The organism is Streptomyces sp. NBC_00057 (assembly GCF_045041165.1).
GTDB lineage: Bacteria > Actinomycetota > Actinomycetes > Streptomycetales > Streptomycetaceae > Streptomyces.
Genome location: NZ_CP108256.1, coordinates 7,459,367 through 7,475,997, shown reverse-complemented (window position 1 = coordinate 7,475,997; position 16,631 = coordinate 7,459,367). Strand labels below are relative to the sequence as shown.

Here is a 16,631-nt window from a genome sequence, read left to right as displayed (position 1 = left end):
TACCAGTCAGAAGCAGTCGCCGTACCAGTGGACCGCGCCGGGCGCCGTGACCGTGGCCCGCACCGAGTCGGCGGTGGCGTGCAGCGGGCGCGCCATGCCCACGTGTTCGTCCACCGACCGGGGGTCCGCCAGCAGGACCGGCAGTGCTGCCCGGACCCCGGGGCCGTCGGGAATCCGGACCCGGGCCCGACTCAGCCCCGCGGCCCGGCCCCGTTCGCCGACGGCGGCGAACAGCTCTCCCAGGCACCCGGGTACGCCCGCGAATTCGCGTACCTCCACGCACTCCCTCTCGTGCTGGGCCACCATCCAGCCGACGAGCGCCCCCGACCCGGGGTCCTCCGCCACGAGCGACCGGTCGACCGGGCCGTACCAGGCGGGCACGCGCTCCGCCCAGTCCTCCGGAGCCCGCAACGAGCTGAGCGGTCTGTTCGCGTTGTACGCATGGTGCAGGGCGGCCACCTCCACGGCGTCCTCCGCGGTGGCCTCGCGGACCCGGAACGCCCCGGGGGCAGCCGGGGGCGCAAGCGTCCCCTCGGTGTACGCACTGCCGAATTCCTGCCATCCCGAGCCCCGGTAGACCCCGGGCGTCCCGGTGAACAGCAGTGACCAGGCGCACTGTTCGGCCATCATGGTGCGCTCCGCCTCCACCAGCAGCCGCCGCACCAGCCCCTGCCCCCGGGCCTCGGGACGGGTGGCGACGCTGCCGATGCCGCCGACCCGCTGCGGGGTGCCGTGTGCGTCGCGGATCAGCCTCGGTACATAGACGACGACCGCGTCGATCCCACCCCCCGGACCGTTCTGCGCGACGAACGTATGACGGTGGCGGTCCGGGTCGAGGGCATGGAGGGCGGCGATCTGCGGGGCGTCGAAGCACCGCTGCCACAGGGCGGCCAGGGCCGGATCGTCGGCCGCCGTCGCGGTCCTGATGACGGCGGTCACAGCGTCAGGTTCCCGTCCGTGCGCACCGAGTCGCTGTTCGCGGGCATCACGCTGCGCTTCGTACCGTCCTCCACGCACGCGGTGTGCAGGGCCGAATCGAGTGCGTCCGGGGCGAGGTGGAGCGTGCCGCCGGTGAAGCGGCTGCCGGTCGCCGCGTAGTGGTTCGTGCCGTCGGCGATGCGCACATGGGCGGTGTCCGGTCCCAAGGCGGCGCTGCTGAGCGCGTTGATGTCCCAGGTCACCTTCCCGGGGCCGACTGCGCGGCCGAGAAGCACCTTGGCCTTGTTGCTGCCGGTGAGGCGGGTGCCGCCGGTGACGGTGATCCGCTGGTCGCGCACGGCGCTGAGTTCGACGCCGGTGTTGTCGTAACTACCGCCGTCGATCCGTAGATCCGCCGATCCGACCGAGAGCGGGGCCGCGTTCTCGGCGCCGGTGACGGTGCAGTCGGTGAAGTGGACGGGCCCCGCACCGCGCAGGATCGCGCCGTCGACGCCCTTGAAGGTACAGCGTACGAAGTGGACGGGAGCGGTGACCGGAGTCTGGACGAGGACAGCGCCCGCGGGCGGCTCGAAGGAGCAGTCGCTGATGGTGGTCGGCCGGGTGGAGCGGGCGGAGCGCTGGGCGACGGCGAAGGTCTTGGCGGTGCAGCCGCGCACCTGGGCTCCGTCGGCGTTGACGGTGAGGGTGCCGGCCTGGTCGAAGGTGGGGCGCGCGATCACCGTGATGTCTTCGAGGGTCAGGTCGGTGATCTTGGTGTTGGCGGTGAACCAGGAGCAGACGTGTCTGCGTACGGTGATCCGCTTCGCGGAAATCCCCCACTGCGAACCGGAGTTGGCTATGTCCATCAGTCCGGAGTTGCCGTCGAAGAGCAGATCGTGCTCGTACTGCCCGTGCGTCGTGAAGGGGTTGCCGCCCGCGTCGTCGCCGTCGCCGTGGCAGTTCACGACGGTGCAGTAGGCGGAGGCGGTGAGGTCGTTGAGATGACGGACGTTGCTGGTCGTGCAGTCCGCGACCCGTCCGTACAGGCAGTAGATCTGCTGCGTGAGATAGCCCGCGCCGCCGTACTCGACGGTGGGCGGGTTCTTCAGGGAGCACTCCTCGGTACGGAACCGGGTGCACCAGCGGCGCATGATGACCGGCCAGAAGGAGCCTGTGGCGTGGATCCCGGAGACGTCGCAGCCGACGGCGTACTCGAAGCTGACGGGGTGGGATCCTGTGTACTCGTCGGGGCCGGCGCCCTCGAAGACCAGATTGCGGATGTGGGTGTTGTGGACCGGCTCGATGCGGGTCCAGGTGAGGTTGCGGCCCGCGGCGAGTTCCCAGCCGTTGAGGTAGCCGATCCGGATGTGGTCCGCGTCGATGATCTCGGTGATCTCGACCAGCTTCTGCAGCTCGCGTTCGTCACCGCCGCCGCCCGCGACCGGATCGACCTGCACGGCCCACCACTGGCCGACCTCGAACGCCCTGGCGTCGGGAACCGGGAAGGTGTCGGTGAGCTCGATGACCTTGCCGGAGAGCACGTGCGCGACGGTGGTGTCGGTGACGGTGCCGCGGAAGGAGAGGACGGCGCCGAAGGGGTTGTCGTGGGTGTTCTTCTCGATGCCTTCGGTGCGCATGCGGTGGCCGCCGAAGTCGAGTTCGATGTGGGAGCGGTCGAAGAGGTGGCGTTTGGTGAAGAGGAGGTCGGTGTGGGCCTCGATGCGGTGGACGCTGTTGTCGGCGATCATCGCGTCGAGGGCGGCGTCGGCGGGTTCTTCGGCGTCGAAGTGGCCGAAGGTGCGGAAGTCGAGGGTTCCGGTGTGGAGCTGGAGCCAGCGGCCGGTCTTGGTGGCGGTGGGTGCGATGACGGTTCCGCCGTTGTGCGCGGCGTCGGACTTCCGGTCCCAGCGCACGGCCATCGTGCCGCCGTCGCCGGGGGCGTGGTAGCCGGCGACCAGGACCTGGGTGCCGTCGTCGAGCGGCTCGGTGTTCAGCGCGCGCAGCTCGGCGACCGTGTCGACACGCAGCACATCGCCTGCGTGCGACGGTGCGGCCTGCGCCGAGCCGGAAGCCACGGCCGAACCGGCCATGACCAGACCGGCCAGCCCCGAAGCCCGCAACAGACTACGACGGGACGAAGCGGAGGACTTGGCTGGGGACGATGCATGGACGGACATGGCGGAGGTACTCCTCGCGTTGTCGATGCGTGCTCGATGAAGACCGGTCGGTCGCACTCAGATCGTGTTGCGGTACGGCGGCATGAATCGCATGCGCGGCATCTGGTCGGCGAGGACTCCCCCGTCGACGACGATGCGCGCCCCGGTGAGGTACGCCCCGGCATCGGAGGCGAGCAGCAGCAGTGCGCCCACGCATTCGTCGGGCTGTGCGTACCTGCCGAGCGGGATGCGCTCGTGGTACGCGGATTCGAAGGCCTCCCGGTCGAAGGGGAATTCGCCGTCGATGGGGGTCTCGACCATGCCGGGGGCAAGGGTGTTGGCGGTGATGCCATGCGGGGCGAGTTCGACCGCCAGGGTCTCGGTGAGCAGTTGGGCGGCGGCTTTGGAGGCGTTGTAGTGGGCCAGGCCCGCCTCCGCCACCAGGGCGTTCTTCGACGTGATGGTGATGACGCGGCCGGCGACGGAGTCCGCCGTCATGTGTTCGGCGATGCGCTGGCTGAGGAAGAAGACTGCGTCGACATTGACCCGCATGATGCGCGACCAGCTTGCGGGGGTGATCTCGTTGAAGCGTTCCAGTGCCGCCGTTCCCGCGTTGTTGACCAGGATGTGCAGCGGTCCTGCCTCGGCGCGTACGGCATCGACGAAGCCGGGCAGCGCGTCGATGTCCGCGAGGTCCTGTCCGTACGTCCGGCACCCGCGGCCGAGTGCCCCGACCGCCGCCGCGGTCTCGGTGACGCCCTCGGCACCGGGCAGGTCGACGAGGACCAGATCGGCACCCGCCTCGGCGAGCCCGACGGCGAAGGACCGGCCGAGGCCCCGGGCGGCTCCGGTCACGACCGCGGTGCGGCCGGTCAGGTCGAAGCGGTCACTGCCGCGGGGCGGGACGGCTGTGGTCATGGCGTGGGTTCCTCCAGGCTGAGAGGTACGGAGAAGGGTGGGCCGCCGCGCAGGGACACAGGGTGGGAGCGCGGCGGCCCGGCTGCCGGTACGGCGCCCGGGTAGCAGGGGGGGGCACCCCGTGCGGCGTATCGGCAGATCTGTGGGGACAGCGCGGTCAGCCGTTCAGGCCGAGCAGCTCCAGCGACGGCCGGTGGATGATCTCCTCCACCGCGTCCGCATCCAGCGGCGGCAGTCCGGGGATGCCGGGGATCCGCGCGATCTCCCGCAGCCCCTTCACCGAGTCGTCGACCGTCGTGAACGGGTAGTCGCTGCCGAACATCAGCTTGTCGAAGACCCCGTAGTCCTGAACCAGCCGGAGGCTGTGCCAGAGCTGGAAGGGCCGGTAGTGCAGGGCGCTGATGTCGGCGTAGACATGCGGGTGCTTGCGGATGACCGCGATGCACTCGCCCTCGAAGGGGTGGCCGAGGTGGGCGAGGACCATCCGCAGTTCGGGGTGCCGGATGGCGACTGCGTCCAGGTGCCGGGGCATCGCCCATTCCAGCGGCGCGTTCGACACGAAGGTGGTGCCGGTGTGCACCAGGAGCGGGAGTCCGTGCCGTTCGGCGTAGGTGTACAGCTCGTCGTACTCCTCGGCGGCCGGGTCGAAGCCCGCGTACATCGGCATCAGTTTGATGCCGCGCAGTCCCAGTTCCTGGTGGCCGTAGCGGAGTTCTTCCTGCCAGCCGGGCTGGGTGGGGTCCAGGGAGAGGTAGCCGATCAGCCGGTCGGGGTGCGCTCCGGCGTACGAGGCGACGGCGTCGTCGTCGACCCAGAGGCCGCTGCGCCGCGCCTTGCCGCCGACGACGATCGTGCGGGTACCCTCGGGTGCCGTTGCCGCGTACTCCTCCCACTTCACCGTGAGGTCGACCTCGCCCGCGTGGGCGCGGGCGGAGTCGGACTTGAACGGGTCGGTGAAGTCGTGGCTGTGCCGGAAGAGATGTGAGTGGACGTCGACGATCATGTCCGGTTCCGCTTCTCCCAGCCGTCCGCGAACATGTTCCAGAAGCGGTGGCTGGGCGGGTGTTCCTCGAAGACCTCGTCGACGAGCTCGACACCGAGTCCCGGAGCGGTCGGCAGGCCGATGTGGCCGTCGACGATCGGGAGGGTGCCCTTGAGTGCGTCGAAGACGTAGTCCTCCAGGAGTCCGTCGAAAGTTTCGAGGATCTTGAAGTTGGGGATTCCGAGCGTCGCGTGCACCGAGACGGTGGTGCAGAGCGGCGAGTTGGAGTTGTGCGGGGCCACGAGCATGCCATGGGTATCGGCGATCGCGGCGAGCTTCCTGACCTCGGTGAAGCCGCCGGCCATCGAGAGGTCGGGCTGGATGATGTCGACCGCGTCGGTGGCGAAGAGCTGCTTGTACTCGTAGCGGTTGTGGAAGTGCTCGCCGCCGGAGATCGGGAACGCCGCGCGCCGGCGCAGCTCCGCGTACCGCTCGATGTGGGTCCAGGGCATCGGCTCCTCGAACCAGCCGATGTCGAAGGGCTCCAGCTCCCGCACGAGGCGGGCGGCGGTCGGCATGGCGAACCGGGCGTGGCCCTCGATGAACAGGTCGACGTCCGGCCCGATGGCTTCGCGGACGGCGGCGACGAGAGCGATGGAGCGGCGCAGTTCGGCGCGCTCCAGCTCGTGCAGCCCGGGGCCGAACGGGTCGAACTTGAGAGCGGTGAAGCCCTTCGCCACGGTCTCCTTCGCCTTGGCGGCAAAGGTCTCGGGCTCGCGTTCGCCGGTGTACCAGCCGTTGGCGTACACGCGTACGTCGTCCCGGCAGGCGCCGCCGGTCAGCCGGTACGCGGGGACGCCGAGCGCCTTGCCCATCAGGTCGTACATCGCCTGGTCGAGGCCGGACAGGGCGATGCCGCCCATGTCGCCGCCACGCAGGAAGTCGCCCTGGTAGACGCGGAGCCAGAGCTCCTCGATGTCGAAGGGGTCGGCGCCGATGAGATGACGCTGTGCGAGGGCCTCGGTGAGGGCGCAGACCTCGCTGACCCGGTAGGGGTGGGTGATCTCACCGATGCCGGACAGGCCCTCGTCGGTGTGCACCCGGACATAACCGAAGTCGCGCCAGGAGGTGCCGAGCATCAGGGTCTCGACCCGGGTGATCCGTCCGGCGGGGCCCGCGGGGCGGGTGCGGTTGACAGTGAGCATCAGCGGGTCGCTCCGCCCATGGTGGAGGTGTTCTCCAGGTCGCGCGCGCCGCCGTCGGCGAGAACGGCCTTGACCGCGGCCTCGGTACCCTCGATCAGACGGTCCACGTCGGCGTCGGTGTGGGCGTAGCTGATATGGCTGCGCTTGAGGTTGAGCGGCAGCTCGAACAGACCGTGGTCGAGGAGCTTGCGACGGTAGCCGACGAACAGCGAGGCGTCGTTGTTCAGCAGGTCCGCGTAGGTACGGGGGGTCTCGCCCGCCATGAAGTAGCTGACGAAGACGGAGCCGTAACCGGTGACGACGGCGGGAACGCCGAGGCGCTCGTACAGTCCGGTCAGTTCGCTGCGGACACGGTCGCCGAGCCGGAAGACGTGCTCGTGGACCGGCTCCTCACGCAGCTTGCGCAGGGTGGCGAGGGCGGCGGCGACGACGGACGGGTGGCCGTTGTACGTACCGGCGAAGAAGGCGGGGGCGCCGGGGCGGGTGGAGAAGAGGTCCATCAGGTCGGCACGGCCGCCGATCGCGCCGACGGGGGCGCCGTTGGCGATGGCCTTGCCGAGGGTGGTGAGGTCGGGGGTGATGCCGGAGATCTTCTGCCAGCCGCCGATGTCGTGGCGGAAGCCGGTGATGACCTCGTCGAAGATCAGGACGCTGCCGGCCCTGGTGGTCTCCTCGCGCAGCGTGGTGAGGAACTCCTGGTACGGCAGGAGCGTGCCGACGTTGTGCGGAACGGGTTCGACGATGACGGCGGCGATGTCGGAGCCGTGCTCGGCGAAGGTGCGGCGGACGGCTTCGCTGTCGTTGAAGGGCAGGACGAGGGTGGCTTCGAGGACCTCGGGCAGGATGCCGGTCGAGATCGGGTCGTGGCCGCCGACCATCGAAGGGGCGGAGATGACGTTGAGGCTGACCGCGTCGTGCCAGCCGTGGTAGCAGCCCTGGAACTTGACGACCAGGCGGCGGCCGGTGGCGGCGCGGGAGACGCGCAGCGCGTGGAACGTGGCCTCGCTGCCGGTGCTGGTGAGCAGCACCTTCTCGAGCGACGGGATCAGCTCGGTGAGCTGTTCGGCGAGGAGGACCTCGCCCTCGGTGACGCCGACACCCATGTGGCCGAGGGTCGCGCCGGCCTCGGCGGTGGCACGGGCCACGTCGGGGTCGTTGTGACCGAGCAGGGGCGGGCCGAACGCCGAGTGGAAGTCGGTGTACTCGCGTCCGTCGGCGGTACGGAACCGTGCGCCGTCGGTTCCGGTGACGACCAGGTCGGTCAGTCCGGGAACGCTGCGCTGACCGCTGTTCACGCCGCCGGGTACGACCTGGCGGGCGCGCTCGGCGAGTCGGGCTCCGGATTCGTTGCCTACCGGGCCTGAACTCATATCGCTTGCTCCTTGCGTCGAGAGTCGTCGGTATTCGCAGGCCCTGCCCGGCCTGTGAGTCCCTGGCGCCATCCGCCCGGCAGTCGCCGCAGGAAGAGGGTGATCCGTGGTGCTTGGGTGGTGCGTTGCGCTTTTTCCGAACGCTGTTCTGTAGAGCAGAACAGTGCCTGGATATTACGTGCGGCGTCAGGGTCGGTCAACCCCTTTCCGGACACCAGAAGGCCCGTTCCCAGGCTTTCTTCACAGAGAAAGCGCAATCCGACCCCCTGGAGGCACTAGGCTGTTCTGCTATGACGAACAGTGCTGCCTCAGAAGAACCGAAGTACTGGGTCAAGAGCGTGGCCAGGGCAGCGGACATCCTCGAAGCGCTCGCCGCCCCCGCACAGGGGAACGGCCTGAGCGTCACGGAGGTCGGCCAGGCCTGCTCCATCTCCAAGAGCGCCGCCTTCGGCATGCTCCAGACCTTGCGTGCCTACGGCCTCGTCTCGGACGACGGCGAAGGCATGAACCGCCGCTACCGGCTCGGCATGAGCCTGGCCCGGCTCGGCGACCGGGCCCGCTCCCAGGTGTCGCTGCGCGGAGTCGCCCACCCCGTCCTGCGCGAGCTCACCCGGACCACCGGCATGGCGTCCAGGCTCGCCGTACCCGAGGACGGCCATGCGGTCGTCGTGGACCAGGTCGAGCTCGACCAGCGCGTCCGGCTCGATCTGCGGATGGGGCAGCGTGAGCTGCCGCACTGCACGGGCCTGGGCAAGGCGCTCCTCTCCGCCGTGCCGCAGAGCGAGGCCGCCGCGGTCGTCGAGCGGTTCGGGCTTCCCCGTCGTACGTCCCGCACGATCACCGACCCGGCCACTTTCCTGTCGCATCTGCGCGACATCGCCCGGGTCGGCTACGCCCTGGACGACGAGGAGGACGCCGAGGGCATCATCTGCATCGGCGCGCCGGTCTTCGACGACCGTTCGGCGTGCGCCGGAGCCATCTCCATCACCGGCCTCAAGCTCGGTCTGCCGGCCTGGCGCTACCAGGAACTGGGCGGCCAGGTACGGGACGCGGCGCGGCGCATCAGCGTCTCGCTGGGCTGGGTCGACGACGCGCAGGACGACACATCCGACACCGACACCTCGCATTCCGACGGATTCGGGTCTTGACCAATCGGCGTAACCCGCCGTAGGTTCCCTGCCAACCGCGGTGACGCTCACTCGTCACCGACGATTTACCCCTTCCGGTCCGCTTCCGACGCCTGCCCACCGCGTCGTGAACATCCGACGACCGGACCCTTTTCAGCCATCCGCCTCATGGCAGTCCACCGCAGGAACGCTCCCTCATTTTCGGCACTTCTCGGAAGGCGAAGTCCGCATGAGCGCTCCGCACCCACACACCTCCGCTTCGTCCCGTCGTAGTCTGTTGCGGGCTTCGGGGCTGGCCGGTCTGGTCATGGCCGGTTCGGCCGTGGCTTCCGGCTCGGCGCAGGCCGCACCGTCGCACGCAGGCGATGTGCTGCGTGTCGACACGGTCGCCGAGCTGCGCGCGCTGAACACCGAGCCGCTCGACGACGGCACCCAGGTCCTGGTCGCCGGCTACCACGCCCCCGGCGACGGCGGCACGATGGCCGTGCGCTGGGACCGGAAGTCCGACGCCGCGCACAACGGCGGAACCGTCATCGCACCCACCGCCACCAAGACCGGCCGCTGGCTCCAGCTCCACACCGGAACCCTCGACTTTCGCACCTTCGGCCACTTCGACGCCGAAGAACCCGCCGACGCCGCCCTCGACGCGATGATCGCCGACAACAGCGTCCACCGCATCGAGGCCCACACCGACCTCCTCTTCACCAAACGCCACCTCTTCGACCGCTCCCACATCGAACTCGACTTCGGCGGCCACCGCATGCGCACCGAAGGCATCGAGAAGAACACCCACGACAACCCCTTCGGCGCCGTCCTCTCCTTCCGCGGCACCGTCACCGACACCACCGTCGCGCACACCCTGAGCGCGGCGATGCCGGATCTCTCGGACCTCTTCGAGGTCGGCGACTCGACAAAGTTCTCAGTCGGCCAGTGGTGGGCCGTGGAGATCAACGCCCTGTCGGGGAAGTACGAGAAGGAGATCCAGCGCCTCGTCCAGGTCACCGATGTCGTCGACCCGACGCACATCCGGGTCAACTACCAGATCGGCTGGGACCTGGCCGCCGGCCGCACCCTCACCTGGACCCGGATCGAGCCCGTCGACCGCGCCCACGTCCGCAACCTCGTGTTCGAGGGCTGGGGCGAGGACGAGATGACCGGCTCACACCCGGTCGCGTACGAGTACGCGGTGCGCTGCGACGTCTCCGGGATCGAGGCCATCGGCACCTTCTGGCCGGTGGTGATGCGCCGCTGGTGCACGTACTACCGCACCGAGCAGTGCTCGCTGACCAACCCCAAGTCCGTCACGTACGGCGGTGCCGGATACCTCACCCAGCAGATCTACTGTCTGTACGGGCACGTCGAGGACTGTCACACCTCCAACGCCCGTCATCTCAACGACTTCACGGCCTCCGCCTACTGCTATGTCACCAACTGCCACGGCGACGGTGACGACGAGGGCCCGTTCGTGACGCACGGGCAGTTCGAGCACGACCTCGTCTACACCGGCAACTCCGGTCTGATGACCTTCGCCAACTCCGGTGCGGCGTGGGGCGGCAGGGCCAAGCGGATCACGGTACGCAGGCACGCCTGCTCCTGGTTCGTGGCCCGCGTCAAGATCACCGATCTGACGCTGGAAGACGTACTGGTCATCGGCAAGAAGTCCCTGGCCGGCTCGGGAATGCTCTGGGTCAACGCCGACGGTGTGCAGATGCGCGGATGTACGGCCTCCGGCCCGCTGATCGTCTCCCGGGCCTCGGACCTGTCCGCCCGCCCCAATGTGATCGCCGACTCCTCGTTCGCCTTCGCGGCGGGCGCGGAGATAACCCAGGCCGGTGTCACCGTCCCGCTCACCCTTCAGCGCAGCACGCTGAAGGGCGTCGACGGCGCGGTCTTCAACGGCACCGGCCCGCTCGTCCTGGACCAGTGCGCCCTGACCGGCTCCAAGGACACCGCCCCGGTCTCGCTCGCACACGCCGACATCACCGTGCTCGGCGGCGAACTCCGCGACACCGGCCTCAAGTTGACCTCGGTGAAGAACCAGCGACTACGCATCGACGGAACGCGCCTGGCCGGCACCAACAAGGACGGCGCCCTGCTGGCCCGTACCGGCTCCGGACGGACCGTCGACTGGCAGCTCACCGGCCTCGACTCGACCGCCCCCGAGGGCACCGCCCATGTGCTGGTCACCGAGGGCCCCAACCGCTACCGGGCCACCGGCTCCACCTTCACCGGCGGCCGGCTCGAACTGCGGCCGGCGGCGTTCAGCGGCAACTCCAGCCATCTGCTGCACACCGGCTGCGTCGAGGACGGCACCGAGCGCACCGCGCTGCCGGACGAGGGCGACCGTGTCGCCCACACCGCGGCCACGCTGCGCTTCTGACCACTTCGCCCATCGATTACCAGGGATTCCCCGTGCCCACGCATACCCCGATCAACGGCCGGCCCGTACGGGTCGCGCTCGTCGGCGCCGGCAACCGCGGTCTGACGTACGCCGAGTGGATCAAGGCGCACCCCGAGCGCGCCGAACTCGTCGCCGTCGCCGATCCGCGCCCCGCGGCGCGGGCCGCCGCCGGTGCACCAGTCGAGTTCGACGACTGGCGGCCGCTGGCCGAGAACCGCATCGCCGACGCCGTCATCGTCGCCACCCAGGACCGTTTCCATGTGGAGCCGGTGCTGGCCCTGGCCGAGGCCGGATACGCGATCCTCGCCGAGAAGCCCCTCGCCCCGACCGAGGACGAGACCCGGCGGATCGTCGAGGGTGTGGAGCGGGCCGGGGTCCTCTTCGCGGTGTGCCATGTCATGCGGTACACCCCCTACACCGACCTGGTGAAGGAGGTCGTGGACTCCGGCGTGCTCGGTCAGCTGGTCTCCCTCGACCATCTGGAGCCGGTCGGCTGGTGGCACTACGCCCACAGTTATGTGCGCGGGCCGTGGCGCAGCGAGAAGGACTCCTCCCCGATGCTGCTCGCCAAGTCCTGCCACGACCTGGACTGGATCACGTATGTCATGGGCGGCCGGATCGAACAGGTCACCGGTTTCGGCGGGCTGAAGCACTTCCGGCCGGAGAATGCTCCGGCCGGGTCCGCCGACCGGTGTCTCGACTGTGCGGTCGAGTCCGCCTGCCCGTACAGCGCACTGAAGCTGTACATGCCGACGCTGCGCGAGAAGGGCGCGGTCTGGCCGGTCACCCATGTCACCGAGGCGACCGACGAGGCCGGGCTCGTGCAGGCGCTGCGCGAGGGGCCGTACGGCGTCTGCGCGTACCGCAGCGACAACGACGTGGTCGACCACCAGGTGCTGGCGATGCAGCTGACGGACGGGGTGACCGCGACCTTCCAGATGGTGGCGTTCACCGAGCAGACGCATCGGCAGACGCGGATCTTCGGCTCGCACGGCTGGCTGATCGGCGACGGTGAGCGGGTCACCGTGCAGGACTTCCGGACCGGCGGGAGCACCGTCCATGAACTCGGCGCCTCCGGTTCGAACGCGGCCGACGGGCACGGCGGCGGGGACGCCGCGCTCGTCGAGGCGTTCGTCACCGCCGTCGCCACCGGTGATGCCGGGGCCGTCCGCTCCGGTCCCGCCACCTCGCTCGGCAGTCATCTCGCGGCGTTCGCCGCCGAACGCGCCCGGCACACCGGCACCGTCCAGACGGTGCCCGCCAAGTGACACCCCCTCTCCCCCGCCCCACCCTCACGTCCTCGGAGGACCACCTCATGTCCCGTCTGTTCACCCGCCGTTCCAGAGTGCGTGCCGTCGCCGCCCCCGTCCTGGCCACCGCGCTCGCCGCCGGTGTGCTGGCCGGCTGTTCCGGCAGCGGCAGCGACGACAACACGGTCACCATGTGGACCTACCCGGTCATCTTCGACGAGGCCAAGAACAAGGCGTACTGGGACGGCCTGGTCAAGGCGTTCGAGAAGGAGCACTCGGGCGTCAAGGTGAAGGTGGAGACCTTCCCGTGGGCCAACCGCGACACCGCGCTGGCCACCGCGATCGCCTCCGGCAAGGGCCCGGACGCGGTCTACCTGATCCCGGACCAGCTGCCGAAGTACGCCAAGAGCATCGTCCCGGCCGACGACTACATGCCGGCCGACGCCAAGTCGGACTACACGGACTTCGCGCTGAAGTCCGTCGCGGTCGACGGCAAGGCGCTCGCCACCCCGATCCTGACCAGTGCCAACCCGCTGATCTGCGACAAGCGGGTGTTCGCCGCGATCGGCGAGAAGAACTACCCGACGAGCTGGGCGGACCTGGAGGCGCTGGCCCCGAAGCTGAAGGAGAAGGGCTACTACGCCACCAGCTACAGCGGTGACACCCAGCAGACGCTGAACATGACCTTCTACCCGCTGCTGTGGCAGGCCGGCGGCGACGTCTTCTCCGAGGACGGCAGGAACGTCACCTTCAACGACGCGGCCGGCGTCAAGGCCCTGACGTATCTGAAGAAGCTCGTCGACGGCGGCTACACCGACAAGGACCTGGTCACGACCACTCCCAAGCTGGAGCAGACCCCGACCGCCAAGGGCAAGACCGCCTGCACCTGGCAGAACACCCCGGCGGACGTGGAGCCGTTCTGGGGCAAGGAGAACATCGTCGTCCAGCCGCCGCTGAAGGACGCCGAGTCGGTCGGTTACGGCACCGTGGGCGCCCTGTCGATGCTGAAGGGCGCCGACAAGAAGAACACCGGCGACTGGCTGAACTTCGTCGCCGAGTCGAAGAACGCGGCCGGTCTGCAGAAGGCCGCGGGCTACTTCCCGGCCCGTAAGTCCGGCGGCGACCTGTACCCGGACGACGCACTGCAGACGGCGGTCGGCGCCACGCTGCCGAGCATGACCGTGGGCCCGCTCCAGGACAAGGCCCGTGAGGTCCAGGGCGTGCTCGCGCCGGAGATCCAGGCAGCGCTGCTGGGCAAGAAGAGCCCGCAGGAGGCGCTGGACGCCGCGCAGAAGGCCGCACAGGCGATGCTCGGCCGCTGATCGTCCGCGGGGCCGGGGTCCGGCCGCACCGGACCCCGGCCCCGCACCCTCCCCCGCAATTCCCCCGTACCGCAAGGAGATCCCCGTGGCAGTCGTCGCGGAACCCACCCGCCGGGGCCGTCGCAGCGGGCCGCAGGCGCGCCGCGAGGCCCGGATCGGCCTGCTCTTCGTCCTTCCGTGTTTCCTGCTCTTCCTCGCCTTCCGGTTCGGTCCGGGCGTCGCCGGTGTGCTGATGAGCTTCACCGACTACTCCCTGACCGGCGGCGGCAGCTTCATCGGGCTGGACAACTTCACCCGTCTGTGGGACGACCCGCTGTTCTGGCAGGCGCTGAAGGTCACGGTCCTCTACACCGTGCTCGCGGTGCCGGGCACGCTGATCGCGTCGGTGTCCCTGGCGCTGATCACCCGCCGCGCGTTCCGCGGCGCCAAGTTCTTCCGTTCGGTGTTCTTCCTGCCGGTCGTCACCTCACTGGTGCTGGCCGCCACCGTGTTCGTCTGGATCTTCTCGACCGGCGGCCCGTGGTCCACTCTGATGGGCTGGTTCGGGATGTCCGAGGGCTCCTGGCTCTCCGACGACGTGCTGGTGCTGCCCGCGCTCGCGATCGTCGGTGTCTGGTCCCGCTTCGGGTACGGGATGCTCATCCTGCTGGCCCGGATGCAGGACATTCCCCGTGAGCTGGAGGAGGCGGCCCTCACCGACGGTGCGGGCCCCTGGCAGCGGTTCCGGTACATCGTGCTGCCGCAGCTCAAGCCCGCCCTGTTCTTCCTCGCGGTGATCGAGACGACCGCCTCGTTCCAGGTCTTCGACGCGGTCTACACGATGACCGGCGGCGGCCCCGCCAACGCCAGCTACACGCTCGTCTTCCAGCTCTACGACGCGGGCTTCAAGTACTTCGACCTGGGTTACGCCTCCGCCATCGGCGTCGCGCTCTTCGCGCTGACCGTGGTGGTCGCGGTGATCCAGCGGCTCGTGATCGGGAAGGACCAGTGACCATGACCGCAGCACCCGCCCAGACCGAGACCCCGCCCGCGCCGAAGGCACCCGCGGCCCCCGACCGGGCCGCGCGCCGCGCCGAACGCAAGCTGCGCAAGCTCTCGGAGCAGGACACCGTTCCGCACGGCATGCGGCCCACCCGGGCCGGCCGGATCGCACGCGCCGCGCTGCTGACGGTGGCCGCGATCGTGACGGTCTTCCCGTTCTACGCGATGGTCGTGCTCTCCCTGAAGCCGTCCGCGGCGGTCGAGTTCCCCGGCAGTCTGCTGCCGTGGCCGCTGACCGGCGAGGCGTACGACACCGTCATGAACTCCCAGGACGTGCCGCGCTGGCTGTTCAACACCCTGATCTACTCGGTCGTCTCGGTCGTCGGCGTGCTGCTGCTCGCCTCGCTCGCCGGGTACGCCTTCGCCAAGAAACGCTTCCCGGGCCGGGAGACGATGTTCTGGTCGTTCCTGTCGATGGTGATGGTCCCGTACCACGTCACGATGATCCCGACCTTCGCGATGATCGCGAAGCTGGGCGGCGTGGACACGTACTGGGGTCTGATCGTGCCGACCCTGGCCAACGCCCAGGCGGTGTTCCTGATGCGCCAGTTCATCCAGGGTCTGCCGGACGAACTCTTCGAGGCGGCCCGGCTCGACGGCTGCAACGAGTGGCAGATCTTCTACCGGATCGTGCTCCCGCTGCTGAAGCCGATCCTCGCCACGCTCGGCGTCTTCGTCTTCCTGTGGCACTGGAACGACTTCCTGTGGCCGCTGATCATCGGCCAGTCCACCGACATGCGCACCCTCACCGTCGGCATCGCCTCGCTCCAGCAGCAGAACGTGCCGCTCAATGTGGTGCTCTCCGGCTCCGTCATCGCGTTCGTGCCCATCTTCGCCGCGTACATGGTGGGCCAGCGCTACTTCACCGAGGGCGTCACCGCGTCCGGAATCAAGGGATAGCTACGAATGTTCACCGATGAGGCCGCTCTCGAAGAGCGGCTCGCCACCCCCTCCCCCGCGCTCGTCGCCGACCTCGGCCGCCTCGAAGGCGATCTGCTGGTACTCGGCGCCGGCGGCAAGATGGGCCCCAGCCTGTGCCGGCTGGCCCGCCGGGCGCTGGACGCCGCGGGCCGCCAGGACGTGACCGTGTACGCGGTCTCCCGCTGGTCCGACAAGTCCGCCGCCGACGAGCTGGAGGCCGCCGGGGTCTCCACCGTGGCCTTCGACCTGATGGACCCGGCCGCCGATCCGGCCGAGCTGCCGGATGCCGGGAACGTCGTCTTCATGGTCGGCGCCAAGTTCGGCTCCGCCGGAGCGCCTTCGTACGCCTGGGCCGTGAACGCCGCGATGCCGGACCGGGTGGCGCGCCGCTGGTCGGGATCGCGGATCGCCACGTTCTCCACCGGCAATGTGTATCCGCTGGTACCGGTCCCCTCCGGCGGCTGCACCGAGTCCGACCCGGTCGGCCCGGTCGGCGAGTACGCCATGTCGTGCCTCGGCCGTGAGCGGATCTTCGGCCATGCGGCGCTGACCCGTGGCACCAAGGTCGCCAACATCCGCCTCAACTACGCGGTCGATCTGCGCTACGGCGTCCTCGCCGACATCGCGTACCGCGTACAGGCTGGTGAGCCGGTCGATGTGACGACCGGTCATGCCAATGTGGTGTGGCAGGGGTACGCCAATGAGGTCGCCCTGCGTTCCCTGCTGCACGCCACCGACGGCGAGGCGTTCACCCTCAACCTCACCGGTCCGGAGACCGCTTCGGTGCGCCGCATCGCCCAGTGGTTCGGCGAGGAGTTCGACCGGGAGCCGGTCTTCGCGGGCGAGGAGGCGCCCACCGCGCTGCTCTCCGACGCGAGTCGCTGCCATGCTCTCTTCGGGTACCCGGATGTCGCTCTGCGCACCCTCGTCGAGTGGCAGGCCGACTGGCTGCGCCGCGGGCTGCCGCTGTCCGGCAAGCCCACCAAGTTCCAGGTCCGTGACGGAAGGTTCTGATCCACT

The 16,631-nt window shown here is 69.5% G+C and carries 13 protein-coding genes; 7 read left to right on the top strand and 6 right to left on the bottom strand.

Annotated features, from left to right (window positions below; translation table 11 throughout):
* Positions 1–6: 6 nt before the first annotated feature.
* The 6 genes from OG953_RS35255 to OG953_RS35230 form a co-directional block, all read right to left on the bottom strand.
* Positions 7–939: a GNAT family N-acetyltransferase gene (locus OG953_RS35255; RefSeq protein ID WP_405689276.1), complete on the bottom strand. Its 933-nt coding sequence runs from the start codon at positions 937–939 to the stop codon at positions 7–9.
* Positions 936–3,095: a peptidase C14 gene (locus OG953_RS35250; RefSeq protein ID WP_405689275.1), complete on the bottom strand. Its 2,160-nt coding sequence runs from the start codon at positions 3,093–3,095 to the stop codon at positions 936–938. The genes OG953_RS35255 and OG953_RS35250 overlap by 4 nt, the downstream gene beginning before the upstream one ends.
* Before the next feature lie 57 nt (positions 3,096–3,152).
* A complete protein-coding gene (locus OG953_RS35245) occupies positions 3,153–3,992 on the bottom strand; it encodes an SDR family NAD(P)-dependent oxidoreductase (RefSeq protein WP_405689274.1) in 840 nt (279 codons plus the stop codon).
* 157 nt (positions 3,993–4,149) lie between these two features.
* Complete coding sequence (locus OG953_RS35240) at positions 4,150–4,995, bottom strand: amidohydrolase family protein (RefSeq protein ID WP_405689273.1); 846 nt, start codon at positions 4,993–4,995, stop codon at positions 4,150–4,152.
* Positions 4,992–6,179 (bottom strand): mandelate racemase/muconate lactonizing enzyme family protein, encoded by a 1,188-nt coding sequence (locus OG953_RS35235; RefSeq protein ID WP_405689272.1) that lies wholly within the window; start codon positions 6,177–6,179, stop codon positions 4,992–4,994. The genes OG953_RS35240 and OG953_RS35235 overlap by 4 nt, the downstream gene beginning before the upstream one ends.
* The gene (locus tag OG953_RS35230; protein WP_405689271.1) at positions 6,179–7,549 is read right to left on the bottom strand and encodes an aspartate aminotransferase family protein; all 1,371 of its coding nucleotides are present in this window, start codon (positions 7,547–7,549) and stop codon (positions 6,179–6,181) included. Before OG953_RS35230 ends, OG953_RS35235 begins: the two co-directional genes overlap by 1 nt.
* 290 nt (positions 7,550–7,839) lie before the next feature.
* Here OG953_RS35230 and OG953_RS35225 point away from each other — a divergent pair, with 290 nt between their 5' ends.
* The 7 genes from OG953_RS35225 (at position 7,840) to OG953_RS35195 (ending at position 16,625) form a co-directional block, all read left to right on the top strand.
* Entirely contained in the window at positions 7,840–8,697 is an 858-nt protein-coding gene (locus OG953_RS35225) for an IclR family transcriptional regulator (RefSeq protein WP_405689269.1), read from the top strand.
* A 208-nt stretch (positions 8,698–8,905) separates the two neighbouring features.
* Positions 8,906–11,056 (top strand): peptidase C14, encoded by a 2,151-nt coding sequence (locus OG953_RS35220; protein WP_405689268.1) that lies wholly within the window; start codon positions 8,906–8,908, stop codon positions 11,054–11,056.
* A gap of 32 nt (positions 11,057–11,088) precedes the next feature.
* On the top strand, positions 11,089–12,345 hold the full coding sequence (locus tag OG953_RS35215; RefSeq protein WP_405689267.1) for a Gfo/Idh/MocA family protein: 1,257 nt from the start codon (positions 11,089–11,091) through the stop codon (positions 12,343–12,345).
* A gap of 47 nt (positions 12,346–12,392) precedes the next feature.
* Positions 12,393–13,649, top strand: coding sequence for an ABC transporter substrate-binding protein (locus OG953_RS35210; protein WP_405689266.1), 1,257 nt, complete (start codon positions 12,393–12,395; stop codon positions 13,647–13,649).
* Between the two features lie 85 nt (positions 13,650–13,734).
* Complete coding sequence (locus OG953_RS35205; protein ID WP_405689265.1) at positions 13,735–14,640, top strand: carbohydrate ABC transporter permease; 906 nt, start codon at positions 13,735–13,737, stop codon at positions 14,638–14,640.
* Positions 14,641–14,642: 2 nt separating this feature from the next.
* Complete coding sequence (locus OG953_RS35200) at positions 14,643–15,590, top strand: carbohydrate ABC transporter permease (protein ID WP_405689263.1); 948 nt, start codon at positions 14,643–14,645, stop codon at positions 15,588–15,590.
* Positions 15,591–15,596: 6 nt separating this feature from the next.
* A complete protein-coding gene (locus OG953_RS35195; RefSeq protein WP_405689262.1) occupies positions 15,597–16,625 on the top strand; it encodes an NAD-dependent epimerase/dehydratase family protein in 1,029 nt (342 codons plus the stop codon).
* The last annotated feature ends 6 nt before the right edge of the window (positions 16,626–16,631 follow it).

Excerpts from the sequence above, each read along its gene's own strand:
- OG953_RS35250 (WP_405689275.1), bottom strand. The coding sequence starts at position 3,095 with ATGTCCGTCCATGCATCGTCCCCAGCCAAGTCCTCCGCTTCGTCCCGT.
- OG953_RS35245 (WP_405689274.1), bottom strand. The coding sequence starts at position 3,992 with ATGACCACAGCCGTCCCGCCCCGCGGCAGTGACCGCTTCGACCTGACC.
- OG953_RS35240 (WP_405689273.1), bottom strand. The coding sequence starts at position 4,995 with ATGATCGTCGACGTCCACTCACATCTCTTCCGGCACAGCCACGACTTC.
- OG953_RS35235 (WP_405689272.1), bottom strand. The coding sequence starts at position 6,179 with ATGCTCACTGTCAACCGCACCCGCCCCGCGGGCCCCGCCGGACGGATC.
- OG953_RS35230 (WP_405689271.1), bottom strand. The coding sequence starts at position 7,549 with ATGAGTTCAGGCCCGGTAGGCAACGAATCCGGAGCCCGACTCGCCGAG.
- OG953_RS35225 (WP_405689269.1), top strand. The coding sequence starts at position 7,840 with ATGACGAACAGTGCTGCCTCAGAAGAACCGAAGTACTGGGTCAAGAGC.
- OG953_RS35220 (WP_405689268.1), top strand. The coding sequence starts at position 8,906 with ATGAGCGCTCCGCACCCACACACCTCCGCTTCGTCCCGTCGTAGTCTG.
- OG953_RS35210 (WP_405689266.1), top strand. The coding sequence starts at position 12,393 with ATGTCCCGTCTGTTCACCCGCCGTTCCAGAGTGCGTGCCGTCGCCGCC.
- OG953_RS35200 (WP_405689263.1), top strand. The coding sequence starts at position 14,643 with ATGACCGCAGCACCCGCCCAGACCGAGACCCCGCCCGCGCCGAAGGCA.
- OG953_RS35195 (WP_405689262.1), top strand. The coding sequence starts at position 15,597 with ATGTTCACCGATGAGGCCGCTCTCGAAGAGCGGCTCGCCACCCCCTCC.